This window comes from Streptomyces sp. NPDC102437, assembly GCF_044765565.1.
Lineage (GTDB): Bacteria > Actinomycetota > Actinomycetes > Streptomycetales > Streptomycetaceae > Streptomyces.
The window spans coordinates 66,202-85,758 of the sequence record NZ_JBIWKI010000024.1; the positions used below are offsets into that span (position 1 = coordinate 66,202).

Annotated in this window: 16 protein-coding genes; 6 read left to right on the plus strand and 10 right to left on the minus strand. The window is 73.0% G+C overall.

Going from position 1 to position 19,557, the window contains the following annotated elements:
- Positions 1–28: 28 nt before the first annotated feature.
- The 5 genes from ACIRJP_RS27510 to ACIRJP_RS27530 form a co-directional block, all read right to left on the minus strand.
- Positions 29–541: a hypothetical protein gene (locus ACIRJP_RS27510; protein ID WP_404179428.1), complete on the minus strand. Its 513-nt coding sequence runs from the start codon at positions 539–541 to the stop codon at positions 29–31.
- 112 nt (positions 542–653) lie between these two features.
- Positions 654–1,898 (minus strand): VWA-like domain-containing protein, encoded by a 1,245-nt coding sequence (locus ACIRJP_RS27515; protein ID WP_404179431.1) that lies wholly within the window; start codon positions 1,896–1,898, stop codon positions 654–656.
- The gene (locus ACIRJP_RS27520) at positions 1,895–3,169 is read right to left on the minus strand and encodes an AAA family ATPase (protein ID WP_404179434.1); all 1,275 of its coding nucleotides are present in this window, start codon (positions 3,167–3,169) and stop codon (positions 1,895–1,897) included. The genes ACIRJP_RS27515 and ACIRJP_RS27520 overlap by 4 nt, the downstream gene beginning before the upstream one ends.
- Positions 3,170–3,289: 120 nt before the next feature.
- A complete protein-coding gene (locus ACIRJP_RS27525; RefSeq protein WP_404179437.1) occupies positions 3,290–4,696 on the minus strand; it encodes a hypothetical protein in 1,407 nt (468 codons plus the stop codon).
- Between the two features lie 194 nt (positions 4,697–4,890).
- Positions 4,891–5,928: a DUF3533 domain-containing protein gene (locus ACIRJP_RS27530; RefSeq protein WP_404179440.1), complete on the minus strand. Its 1,038-nt coding sequence runs from the start codon at positions 5,926–5,928 to the stop codon at positions 4,891–4,893.
- Positions 5,929–6,116: 188 nt separating this feature from the next.
- On the opposite strand from ACIRJP_RS27530, the gene ACIRJP_RS27535 reads away from it, so the two are divergent.
- From ACIRJP_RS27535 to ACIRJP_RS27550, 4 genes are all read left to right on the plus strand, one after another.
- Entirely contained in the window at positions 6,117–9,599 is a 3,483-nt protein-coding gene (locus ACIRJP_RS27535; protein WP_404179443.1) for a DNA polymerase III subunit alpha, read from the plus strand.
- Positions 9,596–10,603 (plus strand): DNA polymerase thumb domain-containing protein, encoded by a 1,008-nt coding sequence (locus ACIRJP_RS27540; RefSeq protein ID WP_404179446.1) that lies wholly within the window; start codon positions 9,596–9,598, stop codon positions 10,601–10,603. Before ACIRJP_RS27535 ends, ACIRJP_RS27540 begins: the two co-directional genes overlap by 4 nt.
- A gap of 183 nt (positions 10,604–10,786) precedes the next feature.
- Complete coding sequence (locus ACIRJP_RS27545) at positions 10,787–11,680, plus strand: esterase/lipase family protein (protein ID WP_404179449.1); 894 nt, start codon at positions 10,787–10,789, stop codon at positions 11,678–11,680.
- 129 nt (positions 11,681–11,809) lie between these two features.
- Positions 11,810–13,357, plus strand: coding sequence for a methyltransferase domain-containing protein (locus ACIRJP_RS27550; protein WP_404179452.1), 1,548 nt, complete (start codon positions 11,810–11,812; stop codon positions 13,355–13,357).
- 34 nt (positions 13,358–13,391) lie between these two features.
- On the opposite strand, the gene ACIRJP_RS27555 is transcribed toward ACIRJP_RS27550, so the two are convergent.
- From ACIRJP_RS27555 to ACIRJP_RS27565, 3 genes are all read right to left on the minus strand, one after another.
- The gene (locus tag ACIRJP_RS27555) at positions 13,392–14,819 is read right to left on the minus strand and encodes an amidase (protein WP_404179455.1); all 1,428 of its coding nucleotides are present in this window, start codon (positions 14,817–14,819) and stop codon (positions 13,392–13,394) included.
- 79 nt (positions 14,820–14,898) lie between these two features.
- Positions 14,899–15,285, minus strand: coding sequence for an amidohydrolase family protein (locus tag ACIRJP_RS27560; protein ID WP_404179458.1), 387 nt, complete (start codon positions 15,283–15,285; stop codon positions 14,899–14,901).
- Positions 15,272–16,723 (minus strand): APC family permease, encoded by a 1,452-nt coding sequence (locus ACIRJP_RS27565; RefSeq protein ID WP_404179555.1) that lies wholly within the window; start codon positions 16,721–16,723, stop codon positions 15,272–15,274. The genes ACIRJP_RS27560 and ACIRJP_RS27565 overlap by 14 nt, the downstream gene beginning before the upstream one ends.
- Before the next feature lie 170 nt (positions 16,724–16,893).
- On the opposite strand from ACIRJP_RS27565, the gene ACIRJP_RS27570 reads away from it, so the two are divergent.
- Complete coding sequence (locus ACIRJP_RS27570; RefSeq protein WP_404179461.1) at positions 16,894–17,607, plus strand: TetR/AcrR family transcriptional regulator; 714 nt, start codon at positions 16,894–16,896, stop codon at positions 17,605–17,607.
- A 96-nt stretch (positions 17,608–17,703) separates the two neighbouring features.
- Here ACIRJP_RS27570 and ACIRJP_RS27575 read toward each other — a convergent pair whose 3' ends face one another.
- Both ACIRJP_RS27575 and ACIRJP_RS27580 read right to left on the minus strand, forming a co-directional pair.
- Positions 17,704–18,198 (minus strand): DUF402 domain-containing protein, encoded by a 495-nt coding sequence (locus ACIRJP_RS27575; RefSeq protein WP_358940951.1) that lies wholly within the window; start codon positions 18,196–18,198, stop codon positions 17,704–17,706.
- Positions 18,179–19,099 carry a GNAT family N-acetyltransferase gene (locus ACIRJP_RS27580; protein ID WP_404179464.1) on the minus strand — a complete coding sequence of 307 codons (921 nt, stop codon included), beginning with the start codon at positions 19,097–19,099 and terminating at the stop codon, positions 18,179–18,181. The genes ACIRJP_RS27575 and ACIRJP_RS27580 overlap by 20 nt, the downstream gene beginning before the upstream one ends.
- Before the next feature lie 80 nt (positions 19,100–19,179).
- Here ACIRJP_RS27580 and ACIRJP_RS27585 point away from each other — a divergent pair, with 80 nt between their 5' ends.
- Complete coding sequence (locus tag ACIRJP_RS27585) at positions 19,180–19,557, plus strand: GntR family transcriptional regulator (protein ID WP_404179467.1); 378 nt, start codon at positions 19,180–19,182, stop codon at positions 19,555–19,557.

A 19,557-nucleotide genomic window follows, 5' to 3' on the forward strand; every position in this document is an offset into this window, starting at 1 on the left:
CCCCCGACACGTAGGGCTGTCCGGTGGATCAGGGCGCCTTCGACTCCAGGTGGTAGGTCGTGTCGACCCAGAAGCCGTTCGTGGCGGCGGCCTTGATCTCCAGCACGTACTGACCGGCGGTCAGTGGTTCGAAGCCGCCCCAGATGCCCCAGGCGTAACGCTGGGTCAGCCCGGTCCGGAACGGCGCGGTGAACTCCTGCAAGGGCAGCGGGACGCTGTTGAGCGAGGCCGTGGCCTCCGTGGCCGTCATGCGCTGGGGAATCCTCGAGTACGACCGGGGGTGCTGCATGTTGAGGACGGGGAAGAAGACCGGCCGGTCCGAGGGGATCGCGCAGCGCCGCACCACCTGCCCGCCGTAGGTGCCGGCCAGGAACCAGAGGTCCTCCGGCTGGTTCCAGGCGGCGTGCTCACCCGTCGTGTCCCTGACCGGGCTCCGGTCGTCGGGCGCGGACAGGGCCCACTGCCACCACCGGCCCGCGAGCGCCCCGCCCTCCTCGTTGTTCGGCTTCCACATACGCTCCGCCGGTCCTGCTCCGCTCATGACGACTCTCCCACGTGCAGCCCCGGGCTACGGGGCCTGATTCGAACAAGCGGACAGTACCCGGGGTGGTGCACCGGGCCGGACGAAGGGGTGACGGCGAACGCCCCGAGCCCTACCGCGCCGTGGGAACCGCCCCGATGACCACCGTGCGTGCCCACTCGGGCGGGGAGCCCGGGACGTAGTACGGATCGTCCTCGTCCCGCAGCCGGGGGAACAGGCCCACCACCGTCCGGCACGCCGGCTGGGCACTCGGCCAGGGGGTCTGGCCGTCCGTCAGGACCACGACGACATCGGGCCTCGGCTGCGTCCGCAGGGCCCTGGCGAAGCCCGAGCGCAGATCCGTACCCCCGCCGCCCACCAGCGGGATTCCCTCGGCGCGGCACAACGGGTGCGCGACCCTTGCCGCCGCGTCGCACGGGAGGACGGTGATCAGGTCGCGACGGCCGCCGACCGCGCGGGAGATCGCGGCTACCTCCAGGAGCGCGCTGCCCAGTTCGGTGTCGCTGACCGAAGCGGACGTGTCGATGACCACACAGACCCGGGGCGGTCTGCGCCGCAGGCTCGGCAGAACGGCACCGGGCACACCGGCCGAGCGCCGCGAGGGGCGGCCGTACGTGTAGTCCTCGCCCGCGCCGGACCCGGAGGCGGCCGAACGGACCGCCGCACCCAGCAGCTCCCGCCACGGCTGCGGCGGGTGGAACGCCTCCTCGGCCCACCGCTGCCACCCCTTCGAGGCGTTCCCCGGACGGCCGGTGATGCCCTGCGCCACCCGGAACCGGACCGCGTCCCGTTCCTGCTCGCTCAGGCCGTGCGCACCGTCCGGCCCCAGGTCCCACTCCCGCTCCAGCCCGTCGGCGCCACTGCCGCAGTCCAGCCAGGCCAGGTCCTGCGTATGCGGCCCGAGCCTGAACTGACGCAGGTAGTCCTCCATGAGCTGCCCCTCGGGGAGCCCCAGGGAGGCCGGACAGACAGCGCCCTCCGGCCGGACCAGCCCCTCGCCGAACACGTTGTCGTTGATCTCGCAGTCGGCGGCGATGTTCATCCGCAGCCGTTCGGCGGGACCGGTCAGCCCCTGCCGCCGTGCGACCCGGTCGCCGCGCCCGTGGTGGTCGCGCAGCAGGTGCGACACCTCGTGCACCCACACCCCGGCCAGTTCCTCCTCCGGGGTCCGGTCCACGAAGCCGGGTGAGACGTAGCACCGCCAGTGCCGGTCGACGGCCATCGTCGGTACCCGCCGCGACTCCACGACGCGCAGGGCGAACAATGCCGTCGCCAGGTAGGGGCGGGCCCGGACGGCCTGCAGCCGGGCGGCGAAGAGCTTGTCGAGGTCCAGCGCCCCCGGCGCGTCGGGTGTCATCGGCCGGCCTTCGCCGCCGCGGCGACCCGGTCCGCGGCCCGGGTCGCCGCCCGGTCCGCCCGCCGGGACAGGGACACCGCTCCGGCGAGCTGCTCGATCGATGCCGGAACGTCCCAGTCCGCCCGGCGCAGCGAGGCGAGTGTGGTAGCCGGGACGACCACCACGTCCGGGGCGCCGGTCTCCAACGCCCGGACCAGGAGCTCCCATGCCGCGTCCCAGCGGAGCTTTTCCGGACGATTGCGGACCGCCGCCACCACGCCGTCGAGCACCGCCTGACGCAGGTCCCCCCGCTCGGGCAGGACGGCGCCCGCCGGGTCGGCGAGCAGCGTCTCGGGGTCCGGCAGATCCATCCGGTCCAGGCTCGCCAGCAGCTCCAGCCCCGGACCGTCGCCCACGGTGCCCCGGACCAGCAGGGAGAGCACGTCCCTGGAGGAGCCGGCCGCGGTCGCGAACGCGATCAGACACAGGGTCATGTCCCAGCTCCGGGGCGACGGCCACGGACCGCCCCGGCGAGTCTCACCGCTGGGCAGCCGGTGCACGAGCGCCGGGCGGGCGGCGAGGAGCCCGCACACCGCGCGGCGGGCGAAGTCCACGGCCTCCGGCAGCCGTTCGGCATCGAGCCTGGGCAGTGTCGCCCGGGGCCAGGTCCCGCCGAGGCCGCGCACCACCACCTCGTGGTCGTGGGTCCACTGCAGATGCACGAACCGGTTGGCCAGCGGCGGGCTGAGCTCCCAGCCGTCGGCCGCCGAGGAACGCGGATTGGCCGCGGCCACGATCCGTACCCCGGGCGGCAGTTGCAGGGCGCCGATCCGCCGCTCCAGCACGAGACGGAGCAGGGCGGCCTGCACGGCCGGCGGCGCGGTGGACAGCTCGTCCAGGAACAGCAGCCCCCGGCCTGCCCGCACCAGCCGCACCGCCCAGTCCGGCGGCGCCATCGGCACGCCCTGCTCAGCGGGGTCGTCCCCCACGATGGGCAGCCCCGAGAAGTCGGACGGCTCATGGACGCTGGCGATGACCGTGGTCAGCGGAAGATCCAGGGACACGGCGAGCTGGGTGAGCGCGGCGGTCTTGCCGATGCCGGGCTCGCCCCACAGGAGTACGGGCAGATCGGCGGCCACGGCCAGGGTCAGGGCCTCCAGCTGGATGTCGGGACGGGGTTCGGTGGTGGTGTCGCGCAGCAGGGCCGTCAGCTCACCGGCGATGTCGAGCTGGGAGACGCGGTCCTGGCCGGAGGAAGGGACGGACGTGACGAAAGGGGTGCGTGTGAGCATGTCTGAATCACCTGTGGGCTCGTGGTGGGGCGTACGGGAGAAGTGGGGAATTCCGGTCGGTGCCGGCCTGCTGCCGACCGCGGACGGCATGCGAACTGCGGGCCGGTGACGGACCGTGTGTCAGCGACGGACCGCGTGGCGCGGGTGCGAGCGGCGGTCACGGGACCGGCGGCGGTACGGGTGGAGGCGGTCGGGCCCTTCGACCAGGCCCGCTCGGAACAGCCCGTACGTGATCCGCCGCCGCGCGGCCTCCTCCAGCTCGTCCCGCAGTTCGCCGCTGCGCAGCAGCGCACCGGGGCCCAGCAGACCCTCGACGACGGCCAGCGCACCGGCGATGTCGCCGTGGTCAAGGCGTTCGCGCACACCGGCGAGGCAGTCCGGACGGCGGTGCGCCTCGTCGATGGCCTGGAGACAGGGCAGCGGAGTGCCGGTCAGTGCGACCAGCAGCTCCTCCCGGCGGATCTCGGCCGGGTCGTGGTCCAGCGGGGCCAGCACCCCGTCGACCAGGCCGATCCGGTGCAGGTCTCCCCGGCATTCCACGAGGCGTGGCTGTGCCGCCCGGTCCGGGGCCGGTGCCGGACCGGGCGGCGGGCGGTCCGGCGCCAGCGCCGCGAGGACCAGCGGATGGAGCCGCCCTGCCTCGATCGACCCGGTACGGATCAGATCGAGGTCGGGCAGCACCCAGGTCGCCGCGTCCGGCAGCACCGGCAGCGCGAAGGCACCACCGCCCGTGGCCGTGGTGGCGGCCGCGATCCGCAGTGCGGACGGCCCGGGGCCGTCCCCCTCGGGCACCAGGTCCAGGAGCAGCCGGTGCCGGGCCCCGAACCGCACGGCGACGGTCCCGGCGGACCGCCCCTCGGCCCGGAGCAGGATCCCCGCCTCGTCCGCCCACCGGTCGGTGGCGCAGCGACGGGCGGGCGGCACCAGCTCCAGCACCTCGGGAGGCACCGCGACTCGGCGGCCGGCGGGCGGCCCGTCGGCCCCGGACCGGATCCGCAGCTCGTCGGCTCTGCGCGCATCCCAGAGATGGCGGTGCAGGTCGAGGCGGAACCGGGGGTTCGGGCGGTGGTGCGGATGGCGGCGGGCCTCGGTGCCGGACTCCGGTCCGTCCCACAGCGCGAGCCCTATCCGCTGACCGGCATCCGCCCAGGCGGGCGGGGTCCGGACCACCAGACGCACCGGGCGTACGCCGCCGGGCCCCTCGGTGTCGTACCGGGCCAGAGTGACCGTCAGCCCCGGGCGCAGCAGCCCGCGCGGAGCGATCCTCGGGAGGTACCAGCGCAACAGGTCAGGGGCCAGATGGCGCAGATCGTCCCGGATCCGGGACGCGAGTTCTCGCCCATGGGTGCGTGCCACGGAGCGTGGGCTGAGATCGACATCGACACCCGCGGCGGCGCATGCCCCCGCCCAGTCGCCGACATGACGGCGGGCGGTCGCGGTCTCGATCATGGAGGGCGGCACGGCGAACTCTCGTACGCGCAGCCAGAAGGACAGGCGGGAATCCCTGTTCGCGTCTTGAGTGAGCATCAGCACTCACCTTGCGCGGACGGGGCCCCCAATCTGTTGGCAGAGTGAGTTGTCATCGCGGGGCAGCGTAGCTCGCCGTCTCCCCGAACGCGAGGTGTATTCGGCCGCCCTCCCTCTGTACGGCTGGGCGGGGGCCGCGGCCCTTCCCGCACGAAGGGCCGCGCCGGCCGGTCGGCGGGCGCGGCGTGCGAAGGTCAGGCGGGATTCGAACCGAACGGTGGCCGCTCGCCGCTGAGTTCCTCCGGGCTGCGGCGCGCGGCGACCAGGAGCGTGACGGCTGTGCCCACCGCCGCCCACGCGGACAGCACCAGCAGGGAGCCGGTGATCGCGTTGCCCCTGAAGTAGGCGATCGAGCGGGCCACCCAGGTGCCCGCCCCGGGCGGCAGCGCGGGGCCGATCGCCCGCCAGAAGTCCGGGAGCATCGGCAGCGGGTAGGCGCCGCCGGCGCTCGGGTTGCCCGCGATCACCACGATCAGGACGGCCAGACCGATGCCGACGATGCCGGTGACGGCCTGGAGGGCGAGGGTGATCATGCCGACCGCGAAGACGGTCAGCGCGCCCAGGCCCGACAGGCCCCAGAAGCTTCCGGGCAGGGCGCCGAGGATCGGGCCGATGATGACCGCGCCGCCGATCCCGCCCACGATCGAGTACAGCGCCATGACACCGGTCCGGATCACCGCGCGCTGTCGGTTGGCGGGTTTGGCGCCCGCGCTGATCGCCAGGATCGAGGCGCAGAGGTAGCCGCCGACGCACCAGCCGACGACCAGGTAGAACGACGAGATCCCGTTGAAGTCCTGGTCGGAGGCGGGGGCCAGGTCCACGGTCCGTACCGTGCGCTGCTGGGTCCGGTCGACCTCCGTGATGATCTTCGTCAGGGTGGTGGCCAGCGAGGTGCCGCCGCCGGAGGCGACCAGCACGGTGTCGGTCGTGCCCTCGGGGCTGACGATCAGGGCGCCGTCGATCCTGCGGTCGAGGATCTGCTCGCGGGCGGTGGCCGCGTCGGCGAGCGTGCGGGGGTCCAGGGGGCCGCCGGGGAGATTCTTCAGCTCGGTGAGGAGCTGCGCGGAGATCTGCCGGGGTGCGACGAGGCCGAAGGGCACGTCCGTCGGCTTCGGCTTGTGCAGCGCCCCGACGTAGGACGCGATGAACAGCAACTGCAGTCCGAGCACACCGATGACGAGCAGTGCGGCCCGTGGAGTGACGGCGTTCTTCACCTCGTCGACGAAAGTCATGCCCCCACGCTCCGGGGCGCCGGTTGCTCGTGCAGGCGGGGCAGGGCCGAATGGCTGATCGGACCCCCCGTGGGCCGCCGGTACGGGACAAGGGAGGTTCCGCATTCCTGCTATCGCACGAACGTTCGAAACTTGGTCTATGGTGGAGACAAGGGGGTGGTGAGTACGGATCGGTCCAGGAGGTGCAGATGCCAGGGTTCACGCATCTGCATACCGTTTCCGGGTTCTCCCTGCGGTACGGGGCATCGCACCCGGAGCGGCTGGCGGAGCGCGCCGCCCAGCGGGGGATGGACGCGCTGGCGCTGACCGACCGCGACACCCTCGCGGGCACGGTCCGCTTCGCCAGGGCCTGCGAGAAGGCCGGGATACGGCCGCTCTTCGGGGTGGAGCTCGCGGTGGGATCCGCGACGGCGGAGCATACGAGAACGGGCGGGCCCGCGCAGCGGCTGCGGACCCCGGTCCGCGGCGGCGCCTTCATCGACGAATCCGCACCCCGGGTCACCTTCCTCGCCCGGGACGGCGCCCGGGGCTGGGCGGAGCTGTGCCGCCTCGTCACCGCCGCCCACGCCCCCGCGCCCGACGGCGCCGGACAGCCCCTGGTCGGCCGGGCCGAGCTGCCCGCCGAAGGGCTCACCGTGCTGCTCGGCCCCGCCTCCGACGTCGGCAGGGCGCTGGCCGCCGGCCGCCCGGACCGGGCCGCCGCGCTGCTCGCCGACTGGCGCGAGATCTACGGCGACAACCTGCGCCTCGAAGCCGTCCACCACGGGCGGGAAGGCACCGGCCCCGGTTCGCTGCGGCTCGCCGCCCGTACCGTCGGCCTCGCCGCCGAGCGGGGGGTGCGGGCGGTGCTGACCAACGCGGTCCGGTACGCCGACGCCGGGCAGGGCCCGGTCGCCGATGTGCTCGACGCGGCCCGCCGGCTGGTCCCCGTCGACCCCCGCCGGGCCCCGCTCGACAGCGGGGAACGCTGGCTGAAGGACGCCCGCGCGATGGCGGACACCGCCGAACGGATCGCCACGGCCGCCGGCCTCGGCAAGGGCGCCGGGGCGCGGCTGCTCGCGGAGACCCGGCGCACCGCCGACGCCTGCGTCGTCGACCCCGAGGGCGACCTCGGTCTCGGCGCCGTCCACTTCCCCGAACCGGAGCTCGTCGGCGCCGGGCGGCGCACCGCCCAGCGGGTACTGGCCTCCCGCGCCGCCGCCGGCATGGTGCTGCGCGGATACGACCGAAGGCGCGACTACTGGGAGCGGATGCACCAGGAGCTGGACATCATCGCCCACCACAACTTCGCCTCCTACTTCCTGACGGTCGCTCAAGTGGTGGACGACGTACGGGAGATGAAGGTACGGGTCGCCGCCCGGGGCTCCGGGGCGGGATCCCTGGTCAACCATCTCCTCGGGATCGCGCACGCCGACCCGGTCGAGCACGGGCTGCTGATGGAGCGCTTCCTGTCCAGGCGCCGCTTCGTGCTGCCCGACATCGACATCGACGTGGAGTCCGCCCGCAGGCTCGACGTCTACCGCGCGATCATCGGACGCTTCGGCACCGAACGGGTCGCGACCGTCGCCATGCCCGAGACCTACCGGGTGCGCCACGCCATCCGTGACGTGGGTGCCGCGCTCTCCATGGACCCGGCCGAGACCGACCGGCTCGCCAAGGCCTTCCCGCACATCCGGGCCCGCGACGCCCGCGCGGCCATGGAGGAACTGCCCGAACTGCGCGAAGTGGCACGGGAGAAGGGCCGGTACGGACGGCTCTGGGAGCTGGTGGAGGCGCTGGACGCACTGCCGCGCGGCATCGCCATGCACCCGTGCGGGGTGCTCCTGTCGGACGCCACGCTGCTGCGCCGGGTGCCCACCGTGCCCACCAGCGGCGACGGCTTTCCGATGGTGCAGTTCGACAAGGAGGACGTGGAGGAGCTGGGGCTGCTCAAGCTCGATGTGCTGGGTGTGCGGATGCAGTCGGCGATGGCGCACGCGGTCGCGGAGATCGGGCGGGCCTCGGGGCAGACCGTGGACCTGGACGCGGTGGAGCCGGACGACCCGGAGACATACCGGTTGATCAGGAGCGCCGAGACACTGGGCTGCTTCCAGATCGAGTCGCCGGGCCAGCGCGACCTGGTCGGCAGGCTCCAGCCGGCCGGCTTCCACGACCTGGTGGTCGACATCTCGCTGTTCCGCCCCGGGCCGGTCGCCGCCGACATGGTGCGGCCGTTCATCGAGGCCCGGCACGGCCGGGCCCCCGTGCGCTACCCGCACCCCGATCTGGAAGGACCGCTGCGCGAGACGTACGGAGTGGTCGTCTTCCACGAGCAGATCATCGAGATGGTCGACATCATGACCGGCTGCGGCCGGGGCGAGGCCGACCGGGTGCGGCGCGGACTCTCCGACCCCGGATCGCAGGACCGGATCAAGGTGTGGTTCGCGCAGCGGGCGGCGGAGAGGAAGTACGGAGCCGAAGCGATCGCCCGGACCTGGGAGATCATCGAGGCGTTCGGCAGCTACGGCTTCTGCAAGGCGCACGCGGTCGCCTTCGCCGTGCCGACGTACCAGTCGGCCTGGCTCAAGGCGCACCACCCGGCCGCCTTCTACGCCGGGCTGCTCACCCATGACCCCGGGATGTACCCGAAGCGGCTGCTGCTCGCGGACGCGCGGCGGCGCGGGGTGCCGGTGCTGGGACTGGACGTGAACCGGTCGGCGGCCACCCATCGAATCGAACTGGTGTCCGACTGTGCGGGTGGAAAGGGCGTCTGGGGGGTGCGGCTCGCGCTCTCGGACGTCCACGGCATCGGCGCGGCCGAGGTCGCCCGGATCGAGGCCGGACAGCCCTACACCTCGCTGCTCGACTTCTGGCAGCGCGCCAGGCCGGGCAGGCCGGCCGCCGAACGGCTGGCCCGGGTGGGCGCGTTGGACGCGTTCGGCGCCAACCGGCGCGATCTGCTGCTGCACCTGTCCGAACTGCACCGCGCCCAGCGTGGCACGGGCTCCGGCGGCGGACCGGGCGGGCAGCTGCCGCTCGACGGCGGACACCGGACCGGCTCCATCGGCCTGCCCGACCTCGACGAGACGGAACGGCTCAGCGCCGAGCTGGGCGTCCTGAGCATGGACGTCTCCCGCCACCTGATGGACGATCACCATGTCTTCCTGAAGGAGCTCGGCGTGGTCCTCGCCAACCGGCTGCGCGAGACACGGCACGGGGACACCGTGCTGGTCGCGGGCGCCAAGGCGGCCACCCAGACCCCGCCGGTCCGCTCCGGCCGCCGGGTCGTCTTCACCACCCTGGACGACGGCACGGGCCTGGTCGACCTGGCCTTCTTCGACGACAGCCACGCCGCCTGCGCGCACACCCTCTTCCACTCCTGGCTGCTGCTGGTACGCGGAGTGGTGCAGCGACGCGGACCGCGGAGCCTGAGCGTGGTCGGCTCGGCCGCCTGGAACCTGGCGGAACTGGCCGAGCTGCGGCGTACCGGCGGACTCGACGCGGTCGCGGACCGGCTGGCGGAGGAACCCCAGGTCGAGGAGGCCGAGAAAGCCGGTCCCGCCGGCGACGGCCGCCGCATCCAGCTGCCCACCGGATACGAGATGAACCCCTGGTCCGACCTCCAGCCGCCCGGCGAAGGCATCGCCACCGGCAGGAAGCTGTACCACCAGAGCCCGGGGAGCGCGGGATGAGCACCGCACCCGAGGTCCCGGGCATCCTGTACCTGCGGTTCCGCAAGGTCGGCGGCGGCCTCCCGGACAGCGCCGGTTACGAGGGGCTGCTCGCCCTGCTCGGCGCGTTCACCCCGGTGGTCGAGGCGGCCCCGCCCGACGGGGCGCTCGCCGATGTGCGCGGCGCGCTGCGCTACTTCGGGCTGGACGTGCGGGGGCTGGCCTCGGTGATCCGGATCCGCGCGCTCGCCCTGCACGGCGTGGACTGCGCCGTCGGGGCGGCGGAGAACCCGATGCTGGCCAGGGCGGCGGCCCGGCGGGCCGCGCCCGGGACGACCTTCGTGGTGCCCGGGGGCGGGGGAGCGCAGTTCCTCGCGGACCGGCCGGCCGCGGCACTGGACGGCGTCGGCGCGGCAACGGCCCGCACCCTGTGCGAGTACGGGCTCGACTCCGTCGGCCGGATCGCGACGGCCCCGCTCGGCACCCTCCAGCGGATCACCGGCGTACGGACCGGACGCGAACTGTGGGAGCGGGCGCGCGGCATCGACCGCACGGCGGTCGTGCCGGGCGCCGCGGCCCGGTCGATCGCCGCCGAACGGTCCTTCCCCCGCGACGAACTGGACCGGGAACAGCAGCGCCGCGCACTCATGTCGCTCACCGAGGAGCTGGGGGCCAGGATGCGCGGGGAGGGGCAGGTCTGCCGCGGCCTCGCGGTCTCCGTGCGCTACGCCGACCGGACCGGGTACTCGACGCTGACCCGCAGCCGTACGCTCCAGGAACCCACCGCCCACTCCGCGGCGCTCACCGCACTCGCGTACCGGATCCATGACTCGTTCGCCCTGCAGCGGGCCCGGGTGCGGGGGATCGCGCTGCGCGCGGAGGGGCTGATGGAGAGCGAGCGGGCCGCGCACCAGCTGTCGTTCGACCCGGTGGACGAGCGGGCCCGCCGGATCGAGGCGGTGGCGGACCGGCTGCGGGCCAGGTTCGGCCCGCGGGCCGTGATGCCGGGGCGGCTCGCTTCCTGATCACTCCTTCGGGCCTGTCCGACTGATGGATCATCACTTTTTACCGACGCGTAACTTCCCGGGCCGCCCTACTGACGCGTAATTTGGCCCGGGAAACACGGATGAATCAGCAGTCAGATCTGTGGTCCGGGCCGCAGGGTGTAAAGACATCGCAACTCCCTTGATCCGCAAGGAGATCACACGATGCTGCCCTGGACACGTGCGTCGCGCACCCCACGCGCGCGAAGAGCTCTTGCCGCACTGCTCCTCGCCGTCGCCGCAGCCGCCACCCCCACCGCCGCTGCCGCCGCGGCCACCCCCACCGCCGCCACAGCCACCTCCCGCGGCTGGAACGAGTATTCCTGCAAGCCGTCCGCGGCCCATCCCCGCCCCGTCGTCCTGGTCCACGGAACCTTCGGGAACTCGATCGACAACTGGCTGGTCCTCGCCCCCTACCTGGTCAACCGGGGCTACTGCGTCTACTCGCTCGACTACGGGCAGCTGCCCGGCGTGCCGCTCTTCAACGGACTCGGCCCGGTCGACAAGTCGGCCGGCCAGCTCTCCTCGTTCGTCGACACGGTGCTCGCCGCCACCGGCGCGGACAAGGCCGACCTGGTGGGCCACTCGCAGGGCGGCATGATGCCGAACTACTACCTGAAGTTCCTCGGCGGGGCCGCCAAGGTGAACGCCATGATCGGGCTCGCGCCCGACAACCACGGCACCACCCTGCTCGGTCTGACGAAGCTGCTGCCGTACTTCCCGGGAGCCGAGGACCTGCTGAACGCCAACACCCCGGGCCTCGCCGACCAGGTGGCGGGCTCCCCGTTCATCACCAAGCTCAACTCGCTCCCCGACACCGTGCCCGGAGTGCACTACACCGTCATCGCGACCAGGTACGACGAGGTCGTGACCCCGTACCGCACGCAGTTCCTGGACGGGGCGGACGTGCGCAACGTCCTGCTCCAGGACCTGTGCCCGGTCGACCTCTCCGAGCACGTGGCGATCGGCACCGTCGACCGGGTCGCCTACCACGAGGTGGCGAACGCCCTGGACCCGGCGCACGCCACCCGTACCACCTGCGCCTCGGCCGTCGGGTAGCGGTCGGGGGCGCGAGCCGCGGTACGAGGGGGCGGGGGCCGCACGGACCCCTCGTACCGCGGAGTCCGTGCGGGTCCCGGTCGGTGCATCCTCCGTACCGCTGTCGGCGGCGACTGGCACGATCTACTCATGACGACGATCGACTGGGACTCCGCAGCCGACTCCTTCGACGAGGAACCCGACCACGGGCTGCTCGACCCGGTGGTCCGGCACGCCTGGGCGCAGCGGTTGGAGAGCTGGCTGCCCGACGGGCGCTCCGAGGTCCTCGACCTGGGGTGCGGCACCGGAAGCCTGGCGCTGCTCGTTGCCGGGCAGGGCCACCGGGTCACCGCCGTCGACCGCTCCCCGCGCATGGTGGAGCAGGCCCGGGCCAAGCTGACCGGGACGGGGACCGCGGTCCTGCTCGGGGACGCGGCCCGGCCACCGGTCGGCAATCAGCGGTTCGACGTGATCATGGTCAGGCATGTGGTGTGGCTGCTGCCCGACCCGGCGGCGGCCCTGCGCCACTGGTTCACCCTGCTGCGGCCCGGTGGCCGGCTGGTCCTGATCGAGGGCGTACGGAACGGTGTCGGCCTCTGTGCCGGACAATTGACCGGCCTGCTCTCGGAGTTCACCGAACGCGTGCACCACGAGCGGCTCTCCGGCGATCCCGACCTGTGGGGCAAGCGGGTCGACGACGAGCGCTACGCCCTGGTGGCCCGCGCCGAACCGCCGCACCGGCACACCGAGGTCGTCGACGTCCACCTGATCCTCCGCCGGGGCCCCGAGGTCCTGCTCGCCCGCCGGGCCGGCACGGGATACGCGGACGGGCTGTTCAACGCCCCGTCCGGACACGTCGAGGACGGCGAGGACGTCCGCGAGGCGATGATCCGCGAGGCGGCCGAGGAGATCGGTGTCGAACTGGACCCGGACGAGCTGCGGGTCGCCCTGGTCATGCAGCACCGGGGCCCCGGCGGCGCTCCCAGGACGGGGTGGTTCTTCGAGGCGGAGCACGACCCCTACCGCCCGCCGTACAACCGCGAACCGGACAAGTGCTCCGAGCTGGCCTGGTTCCCGCTGGACGCACTCCCGGACGATGCCGTCGCCTACTGCCGGGCCGGGATCGAGGGTTACCGGTCGGGGGAGCGCTTCCTGATCCACTGGCACGAGGACGGCGACACCGTGGCTTACGAGCCGGACGGCGTCCGCCGCGCCGTTCCGCTGCCCGCCGCCCGGTCCGGCACCGGCGGGGTGCACCACATCGAGCTGTGGGTGCCCGATCTGGCGGTGGCCGAGCGGGGGTGGGGCTGGCTCCTGGGCGAGCTGGGTCATGTCCCGTACCAGCGCTGGGAACACGGCCGCAGCTGGCGGCGCGGCGACAGCTATGTCGTGGTCGAGCAGTCATCCGATCTGACCCCGGGCCCGCACGACCGGCACCGCCCCGGGCTCAACCACCTCGCGTTCCACGTCCGCGACCGGGCCACCCTCGACGCACTGGTGGAAAGGGCCCCGGAGTACGGCTGGCGGCCGCTCTTCGCGGACCGCTACCCGCACGCGGGCGGCGAGGAGCACACCGCCGCCTACCTGGAGGACGCCGCCGGGTACGAGGTGGAGCTGGTCGCCGGAGTCCGGCAGCCCCGCCCGGCACCGGAGGAACCGGCGCCGTACACCGATGTGTGGGAACGGCGCCGGGACTGAGCGGCGGTTCGGGCGCCGGTCGGCCGACGCCCCGTCAGAGGACCGGGATGCGGCTCCAGGGCCGGGCGGACTCGATGGCCTGCGCGACGCGGAACACCGTGCTGTCGTCATAGGTGCGTCCGACGACCTGCACGCCCGTCGGTACGCCGTTCGAGGCGAAGCCGGACGGCACGCTCAGCACCGGGCAGCGGCTGGCTATGTTGAAGGGCGTGGTCATCGCGGATTCCAGGTAGAAGTCCAGTTCGACGCCGTTGATCACGACCTTGGTCGAGAGGTGGTCGTCGTCCGCAGCGAGCGCCGGGAGGGCGGTCGTCGGGCACAGCAGGACGTCGTAGCGGTCCAGCAGCACACCGAGCGTCGTCTGCACCCCGGCTTCGAGCTCGAGGCCCCGGAGGAAACTGCCGGGCTCGCGGACGGCCTCGGCGGCCCGCCGGGCGAAGTCGAGCGCGTAAGTGGTGAGCAGTTCACCGTGGTCGGCGGCGACCGACGCGATGTACGGGCCGAAGATCGAGCCGAAATGGATCATTGCGGCCCGCATCACGTCCGCCCGCATGATGGGGACCTCCACCTCCTCGACGACGGCACCGGCCGCGCGCAACGCCTCCGCGACCGCGCGGGTGTTGGCCTCGACCTCGGGATCGACCGGCCAGTCCCCGAGGGTGACCGAGAGCGCCACCCGCAGGCCCTCGACGCTCTCGAACCGCTCTGGCAGGACGACTCCGGGCCGCAGCGAGACGGCGTCCAGCGGATGGGGCCCCGCGATGACGTTCTCCAGCAAGGCGCAGTCGGCGACGGTACGCGCCATCGGGCCGTCGTGGCAGTACGTGTCGAGGTTGAAGGGCGGCATCGACGGCACGCGCCCGTAGGGCGGCTTGAAGCCGACGGTGCCCGTGTTCGAAGCGGGGATGCGGATCGAGCCGCCGATGTCGGAGCCGGTCGCGAGTGTCGTCTCGCCCGCCGCGAGCGCGGCGCCCGCACCGCCCGAGGAGCCGCCCGGAGTGAACTCCGTGTTCCACGGGTTCCGGGTGACGCCCCACAGCCGTGACTGGGTATACCCCGCGCAGCTGAACTCCGGGGTCGTGGTCCGGGCGTGCACGATGCCGCCGGCGGCCTGGACCCGCTCGATCACCGGGTGCGTCTGCTCGGCGACCTCCTCCCGGAACGCCAGCGAGCCGTCCGTGCTGAGGCGTCCCGCGATGGGCTGCTCCTCCTTCGTCGCGACGGCCAGGCCCTCCAGCGGGCGGGGTGCCTCGCCCCTGCCTCCGTAGCGGGCCTCGGCCTCGCGGGCGGCGGCGAGCGCCTCCTCGAAGGTCTGCTCGGCCAGGGCGTTGATCTTCGGCTCGACGGCCTCCGCACGCGCGATGACCGCGGACATCAGCTCGACCGGTGAGAGAGAGCGGTCACGGAAGCGGCGCAGGGCTTCGGTGGCGGACAGATGGGCGAGGTCGGTGAGGTCGGTCACGCGAGGGTCCTTTGCGATGAGGCGGAGAGGTGTGGGAGCCGCCCATGGGGCGCTCGCGGGAAAAGCCGCTGCGCGGCCGTCAGGAGGCGGAGTACACCCGCGATCCCCCCACGTGGGTCTGCGGGACCCGGGCGGTGTGGATCTCCTCGGCCGGCTCGGCGAAGAGGTCCCGGTCAAGGACCACCAGGTCGGCCAGGTGGCCCGGCCGCAGCGTTGCGGCGTCGTCCGTGCCGTTGACGTGGGCCGAGCCGGCGGTGTACGCGGCGGCGGTGAGGTCGAGCCGCTGTTCGGACAGGAAGCCCGGCCGTCGGTCGCCCCGGGCTGCATCCGGTTGACGGCGACGTGGATTCCGGCGAGCGGGTCGGGGCTGCTCACGGACCGGTCGCCGCCCGCCGCGGGCGTGGCACCGGCCCTCAGCAGGGAACCGAAGGGGTACTGCCGGGCAGCGCGCGTCACACGGCGGCACCGGCCTCGTCGGCGACGGAGGGGACGCGGGCGGCGACGAAGTAGGGCGACCGACGGCGCCAGCGGGCCCACGCGGCGGCCAGCAGTCCGGAGCCGATCATCAGGAACGGGACGAGCAGCGCGAACCATCCGTTGTCGGCGGAGACCTCGAAGTGATCGGTGGAGCGGTAGAAGGTCCAGGCGAGGTAGCCGCCGGTGGCGAGCAGCGCGAGCGCGCCCAGCACCGGACCGACGACGGCACGCAGGGCCTCCAGCGGTGAGGTGCGCAGCAGGTGACGGAAGCGCACCGCGGCGGCCGCGGCGGTGAGGGCGTAGTAGAGGGCGACGACGATGCCGATCGCGTTGACGGAGGCGAAGATCAGATCGTTGACGGTGGGGATGACCAGGGCCAGCGTGGCGAGGGCCAGGGCGATCGCGGTGATCAGCAGGGTGCCGGCGGCGGGGGTCCGGTGTTTGGGGTGCAGCCGCGTCCAGACGGGGCCGAGAACGCCGTCGCGGCCCATCGCGTACAGCCCTCGGGCGGTGGGGATGACGGAAGCCTGGAGCGACGCCACCGCGGAGAACATGAGGGCGATGAGCGGCAGGGCGGCCAGTGGCTGCTCGGCGAGCTTGGTGCCGAAGTAGGCGAGTCCCTGCGCGCCGTTGCCGGCCAGTTCGTCCAGCGGCAGGACCCGCTGGAAGGCGGTGCCGGCGAGCAGGAAGAGGAGCAGCATGACGGTCAGCGCGATGAACCCGCCGCGGGAGGCGTCCCGCGGGTCGCTGACCTCTTCGCCGACACTGAAGACCGATTCGAAGCCCCAGTAGCAGAAGACCGCGAGCACCATGCCCTGGGCGAGGGCGGCGGCCGAGGGGATGTCGAAGGGGTTGAACCACTGGAGCGAGAAGGGCTGGTCACCGGCGAACAGGCCGTAGCCGCAGAACGCGAGCAGCACGCCGTACTCGAAGACCAGCAGGTACTTCTGCAGACGCGCGGCGAGGTCGAGTCCGCGCACTGCGACCAGCGCGGCAGCGACCAGGACGGCCATGCCGAGCAGGGTGGACTGGAAGGTGGAGTCCGGATCGAGGGTCAGGCCCCCGACGCTGTGGACAGTGGCCTGGCCCAGCAGCTGGATGACCGCCGAGCCGGTGACCGTGGTGGTGTAGGCCATGAACACGATGGTGCCCACGACGTTGACCCAGCCGGTCAGGAAGCCCAGCCAGGGACTGAATATGCGGCCGACCCACTGGTAACTGCTGCCCGCGTTCGGTTCGACGCGGTTGAGCCGGCCGTATCCGCCGGCTATGCCGAGCACGGGCAGGAAGGCCAGCAGCATGATCGCGGGCAGGTGCAGGCCGACGACGGCCGCCATCAGGCCGAGCCCGATGCCGATACTGCTGGTGGCCGCAGTGCTCGACGCGGCGAGGACCATGCCGTCGACGACGCCTATGGACTTGCGCATCGCGACCTGTGGGGTCTGGTCGCCGCCGGCCGGCGTGGGGCTTGCGTTCTTCACTGATACCACCAACGGTCGTCGCCCTGTTCAGGGGCAGGTGGCCGGATGACCCGGATGGCAGGCCATGAAACCGTTGCCCCCTTAACACGTCAATGCTGTTGTCATAAGCTCGCGCCATGAATGAGCGTGTGGTGCCGGAGTCGCGGCGGCGGCGCAGAAGGCCGACGAAACAGGGCACGGTGCTGTCCGAACAGGTCATCGTGGAGACGGCTCTGAGGCTGGTGGGCCAGCATGGTGCGGACGCTCTGACGGTCCGGCGGCTGGGTGCCGCGCTGGGCGCCGACCCCAGCGCGCTCTACCGGTACTTCCACAGCACCGACGATCTGCTGCTGGCGGTCGCCGACGAGCTCATCGGACGTGCCCAGCAGGGGTGGCGGCCCACCGGTGAATGGCGCAGCGACCTGTGCGAACTGGGCCTGCGCGTCCATGCCTCGTACCAGGCACACCCGCAGGCCGCCCTGCTGGCGGCGCACCGGACGACGGGGCGGAACAACGAGACGCGGGCCGTGGAGGCGGTCCTCGGCATACTCCGGTCGGCGGGCTTCCCCGACCGGGAAGCCGTACGGATCTACCACGCCTTCGTGGACCAGGCGCTCGCCTTCGCGGCCCTGGACTCGGCCGCGCTCGCCCTGCCGGCCTCCGCGCAGGCGGCCGATCTCCAGGTGTGGCAGCACCGCTACGGCCGCCTGGACGCGGACACGCACCCCCATATCGCCGCCACCGTGAGGCTGCTGGCCGACGACATGACGCTCAGCGGCTATCCGTTCGCGCTGGAGCTGCTCCTCGACGCCGCCGCGGCCAGGCTGCCCGGACCGACGGCGGGCGGCTGAGCCGGGACCGGACGCGGGCGGAGCGGACCGGGGCAGTCCGCTCCGCCCCGCTCCTCGCGACATCGCAGCCCGGCGGACGGACGGCGGCTGCGGGCGTCAGCCCAGCAACGGCGCGAGACCCTCCGTGCGGGCCAGGTGCTCCAGCTCGTCCAGCGCCCGCAGCGCCGCGTCGGCCGCCGCCGGATCGCGTCCGGCGAGACCGCTCTCCTCGAACTCGTCCTCGTCCAGCCGCAGTACGGACGAGCCGTCCGCCGACACCCACAGGTCCAGGTCCAGGTCCTCGACCAGCAGTTCCCCGTCCCGCAGCACCGCGGGGCGGGTGATGTCGCAGTACCAGCCCTTGAGCCCGCCCGTGCCGCTGCGGACCTCCTTCACGGCGAACCAGCGGTCGCGCCAGTAGTGCTCGGTGAAGACATCGCCGGGCTCGAACCGCACGAAGCCGAAGTCGCGGACCCCCGGCGCCGCCCACGGCGCACGCACCGTGACCCGTACTCCGTCGTCGTGGACCACGTCCGCCGGGTAGCGGATCTTGGTCCGCCCGGCCTTCACCAGGGCGACCGTCAGAGCGGACTCAGCCGAGCTTGCGGACATGGCGCACCTCCGTGGCACAGATCTCGTAGCCGAACCATCGATTGACCGCCAGCATCGGGCCGTTGTCCGCGTCGTTGCCGGTGTACGCGTCCGTGTAGCCGGCGGCGCGCGCCCGGTGCAGCGAGTCGTTCTTGGCGAGCTTGGCCAGGCCCCGGCCGCGGTACGCCCGGCGGGTGCCGGTCATCCCGGACATGTACCGGGTCAGGCCGTCGGTCTGCGCGGCGCTGAACGCCGCCGGTTCCCCGTCCACCACCGCGACCGAGGTGAGCTCGCGGTCGAGCCCGGGGGCACGCCAGATGTTGTTCAGCCAGTCCTCGTAGTCGGACAGCTGGGCCGGGGTGTCGCTCGGCTCGTCGGCGGTGGTCTCGGCGTCCAGCTCGAAGAGCGGGCGCGGGTCGTCCGCGAAGTCCGCGGCGGTACGCAGCTCGACGCCCGGCGGGAGCTCCTGACGGGGCGGCAGCGGTCCGCCTGCCAGATCGAGATGGAGGAAGTGCGCCGGACGGCTCGGCGCGTAGCCGCGCTTCTCGGCGAAGGCCCGGTTCGACGGGGCGTCGAGCACCCAGGTGTAGACGGCCCTCGCGCCCTCTTGGGCCAGATGCTCCTCGGCCGTGCGCACCAGCAGCGAACCGGCCCCGCGCCCGGTGCGGTCCGGACGCGTGTACGTGTTGCAGAACCCCTGGCCGGGTTCGGGGCTGTCGTGCACGATGCCGACCTGCGCGGTGCCGATGAGCTCCCCGTCCGCCTCGGCGACCAGCAGCCGGGAGCGCTTGTCGGGGTGGGCGGAGGCCAGCTCGAAGACGACGGATTCGGGTGTCGTCACCATGTAGGGCAGAGCGGCGCGCCGGACCCGTACCCAGCCTTCGGCGTCGGCCGGGAGGAAGTCGCGAACGATGACAGTCATGGGCCGGACGTTACGCGCGGTCCGCCACCGGCCGCCCCTGAATTTCCGGCGGTGCGGCGGACGTGGGGGAGAATCGGGGCGTGACCCTGAAGATCGCTCTTGATCCGGACGCCGGTACCGCCCCGTACGAGCAACTGCGCACGCAGATCTCCGAACTGGCCCGCTCCGGCGCACTGCCCGTCGGTTTCAGACTGCCGACCGTACGCGGCTTCGCCGAGGAACTCGGCCTCGCCGCCAACACCGTCGCGAAGGCGTACCGAGCACTGGAGGCCGACGGGGTGATCGAGACCCGTGGCCGAAACGGCACGTTCATCGCCGCCGCCGGTGACGCGGCGGACCGTCATGCGGCCGCCGCGGCGCGGGAGTACGCGGAGCAGGCGCGGCGGCTGGGCCTGTCCCGGGCCGAGGCGCTGTCCCTGGCGCGGGACGCGGTGCGGGCGGCGTACGGGACACAGTGA

What these genes read in the sequence shown, in the direction of transcription:
- ACIRJP_RS27580 (WP_404179464.1), bottom strand. Translation starts at nt 19,099, where the DNA reads ATGACTGTCATCGTTCGCGACTTCCTCCCGGCCGACGCCGAAGGCTGG.
- ACIRJP_RS27540 (WP_404179446.1), top strand. Translation starts at nt 9,596, where the DNA reads ATGAGCACCGCACCCGAGGTCCCGGGCATCCTGTACCTGCGGTTCCGC.
- ACIRJP_RS27515 (WP_404179431.1), bottom strand. Translation starts at nt 1,898, where the DNA reads ATGACACCCGACGCGCCGGGGGCGCTGGACCTCGACAAGCTCTTCGCC.
- ACIRJP_RS27535 (WP_404179443.1), top strand. Translation starts at nt 6,117, where the DNA reads ATGCCAGGGTTCACGCATCTGCATACCGTTTCCGGGTTCTCCCTGCGG.
- ACIRJP_RS27575 (WP_358940951.1), bottom strand. Translation starts at nt 18,198, where the DNA reads ATGTCCGCAAGCTCGGCTGAGTCCGCTCTGACGGTCGCCCTGGTGAAG.
- ACIRJP_RS27570 (WP_404179461.1), top strand. Translation starts at nt 16,894, where the DNA reads ATGAATGAGCGTGTGGTGCCGGAGTCGCGGCGGCGGCGCAGAAGGCCG.
- ACIRJP_RS27525 (WP_404179437.1), bottom strand. Translation starts at nt 4,696, where the DNA reads ATGCTCACTCAAGACGCGAACAGGGATTCCCGCCTGTCCTTCTGGCTG.
- ACIRJP_RS27510 (WP_404179428.1), bottom strand. Translation starts at nt 541, where the DNA reads ATGAGCGGAGCAGGACCGGCGGAGCGTATGTGGAAGCCGAACAACGAG.
- ACIRJP_RS27530 (WP_404179440.1), bottom strand. Translation starts at nt 5,928, where the DNA reads ATGACTTTCGTCGACGAGGTGAAGAACGCCGTCACTCCACGGGCCGCA.
- ACIRJP_RS27545 (WP_404179449.1), top strand. Translation starts at nt 10,787, where the DNA reads ATGCTGCCCTGGACACGTGCGTCGCGCACCCCACGCGCGCGAAGAGCT.
- ACIRJP_RS27565 (WP_404179555.1), bottom strand. Translation starts at nt 16,723, where the DNA reads ATGCGCAAGTCCATAGGCGTCGTCGACGGCATGGTCCTCGCCGCGTCG.
- ACIRJP_RS27550 (WP_404179452.1), top strand. Translation starts at nt 11,810, where the DNA reads ATGACGACGATCGACTGGGACTCCGCAGCCGACTCCTTCGACGAGGAA.
- ACIRJP_RS27520 (WP_404179434.1), bottom strand. Translation starts at nt 3,169, where the DNA reads ATGCTCACACGCACCCCTTTCGTCACGTCCGTCCCTTCCTCCGGCCAG.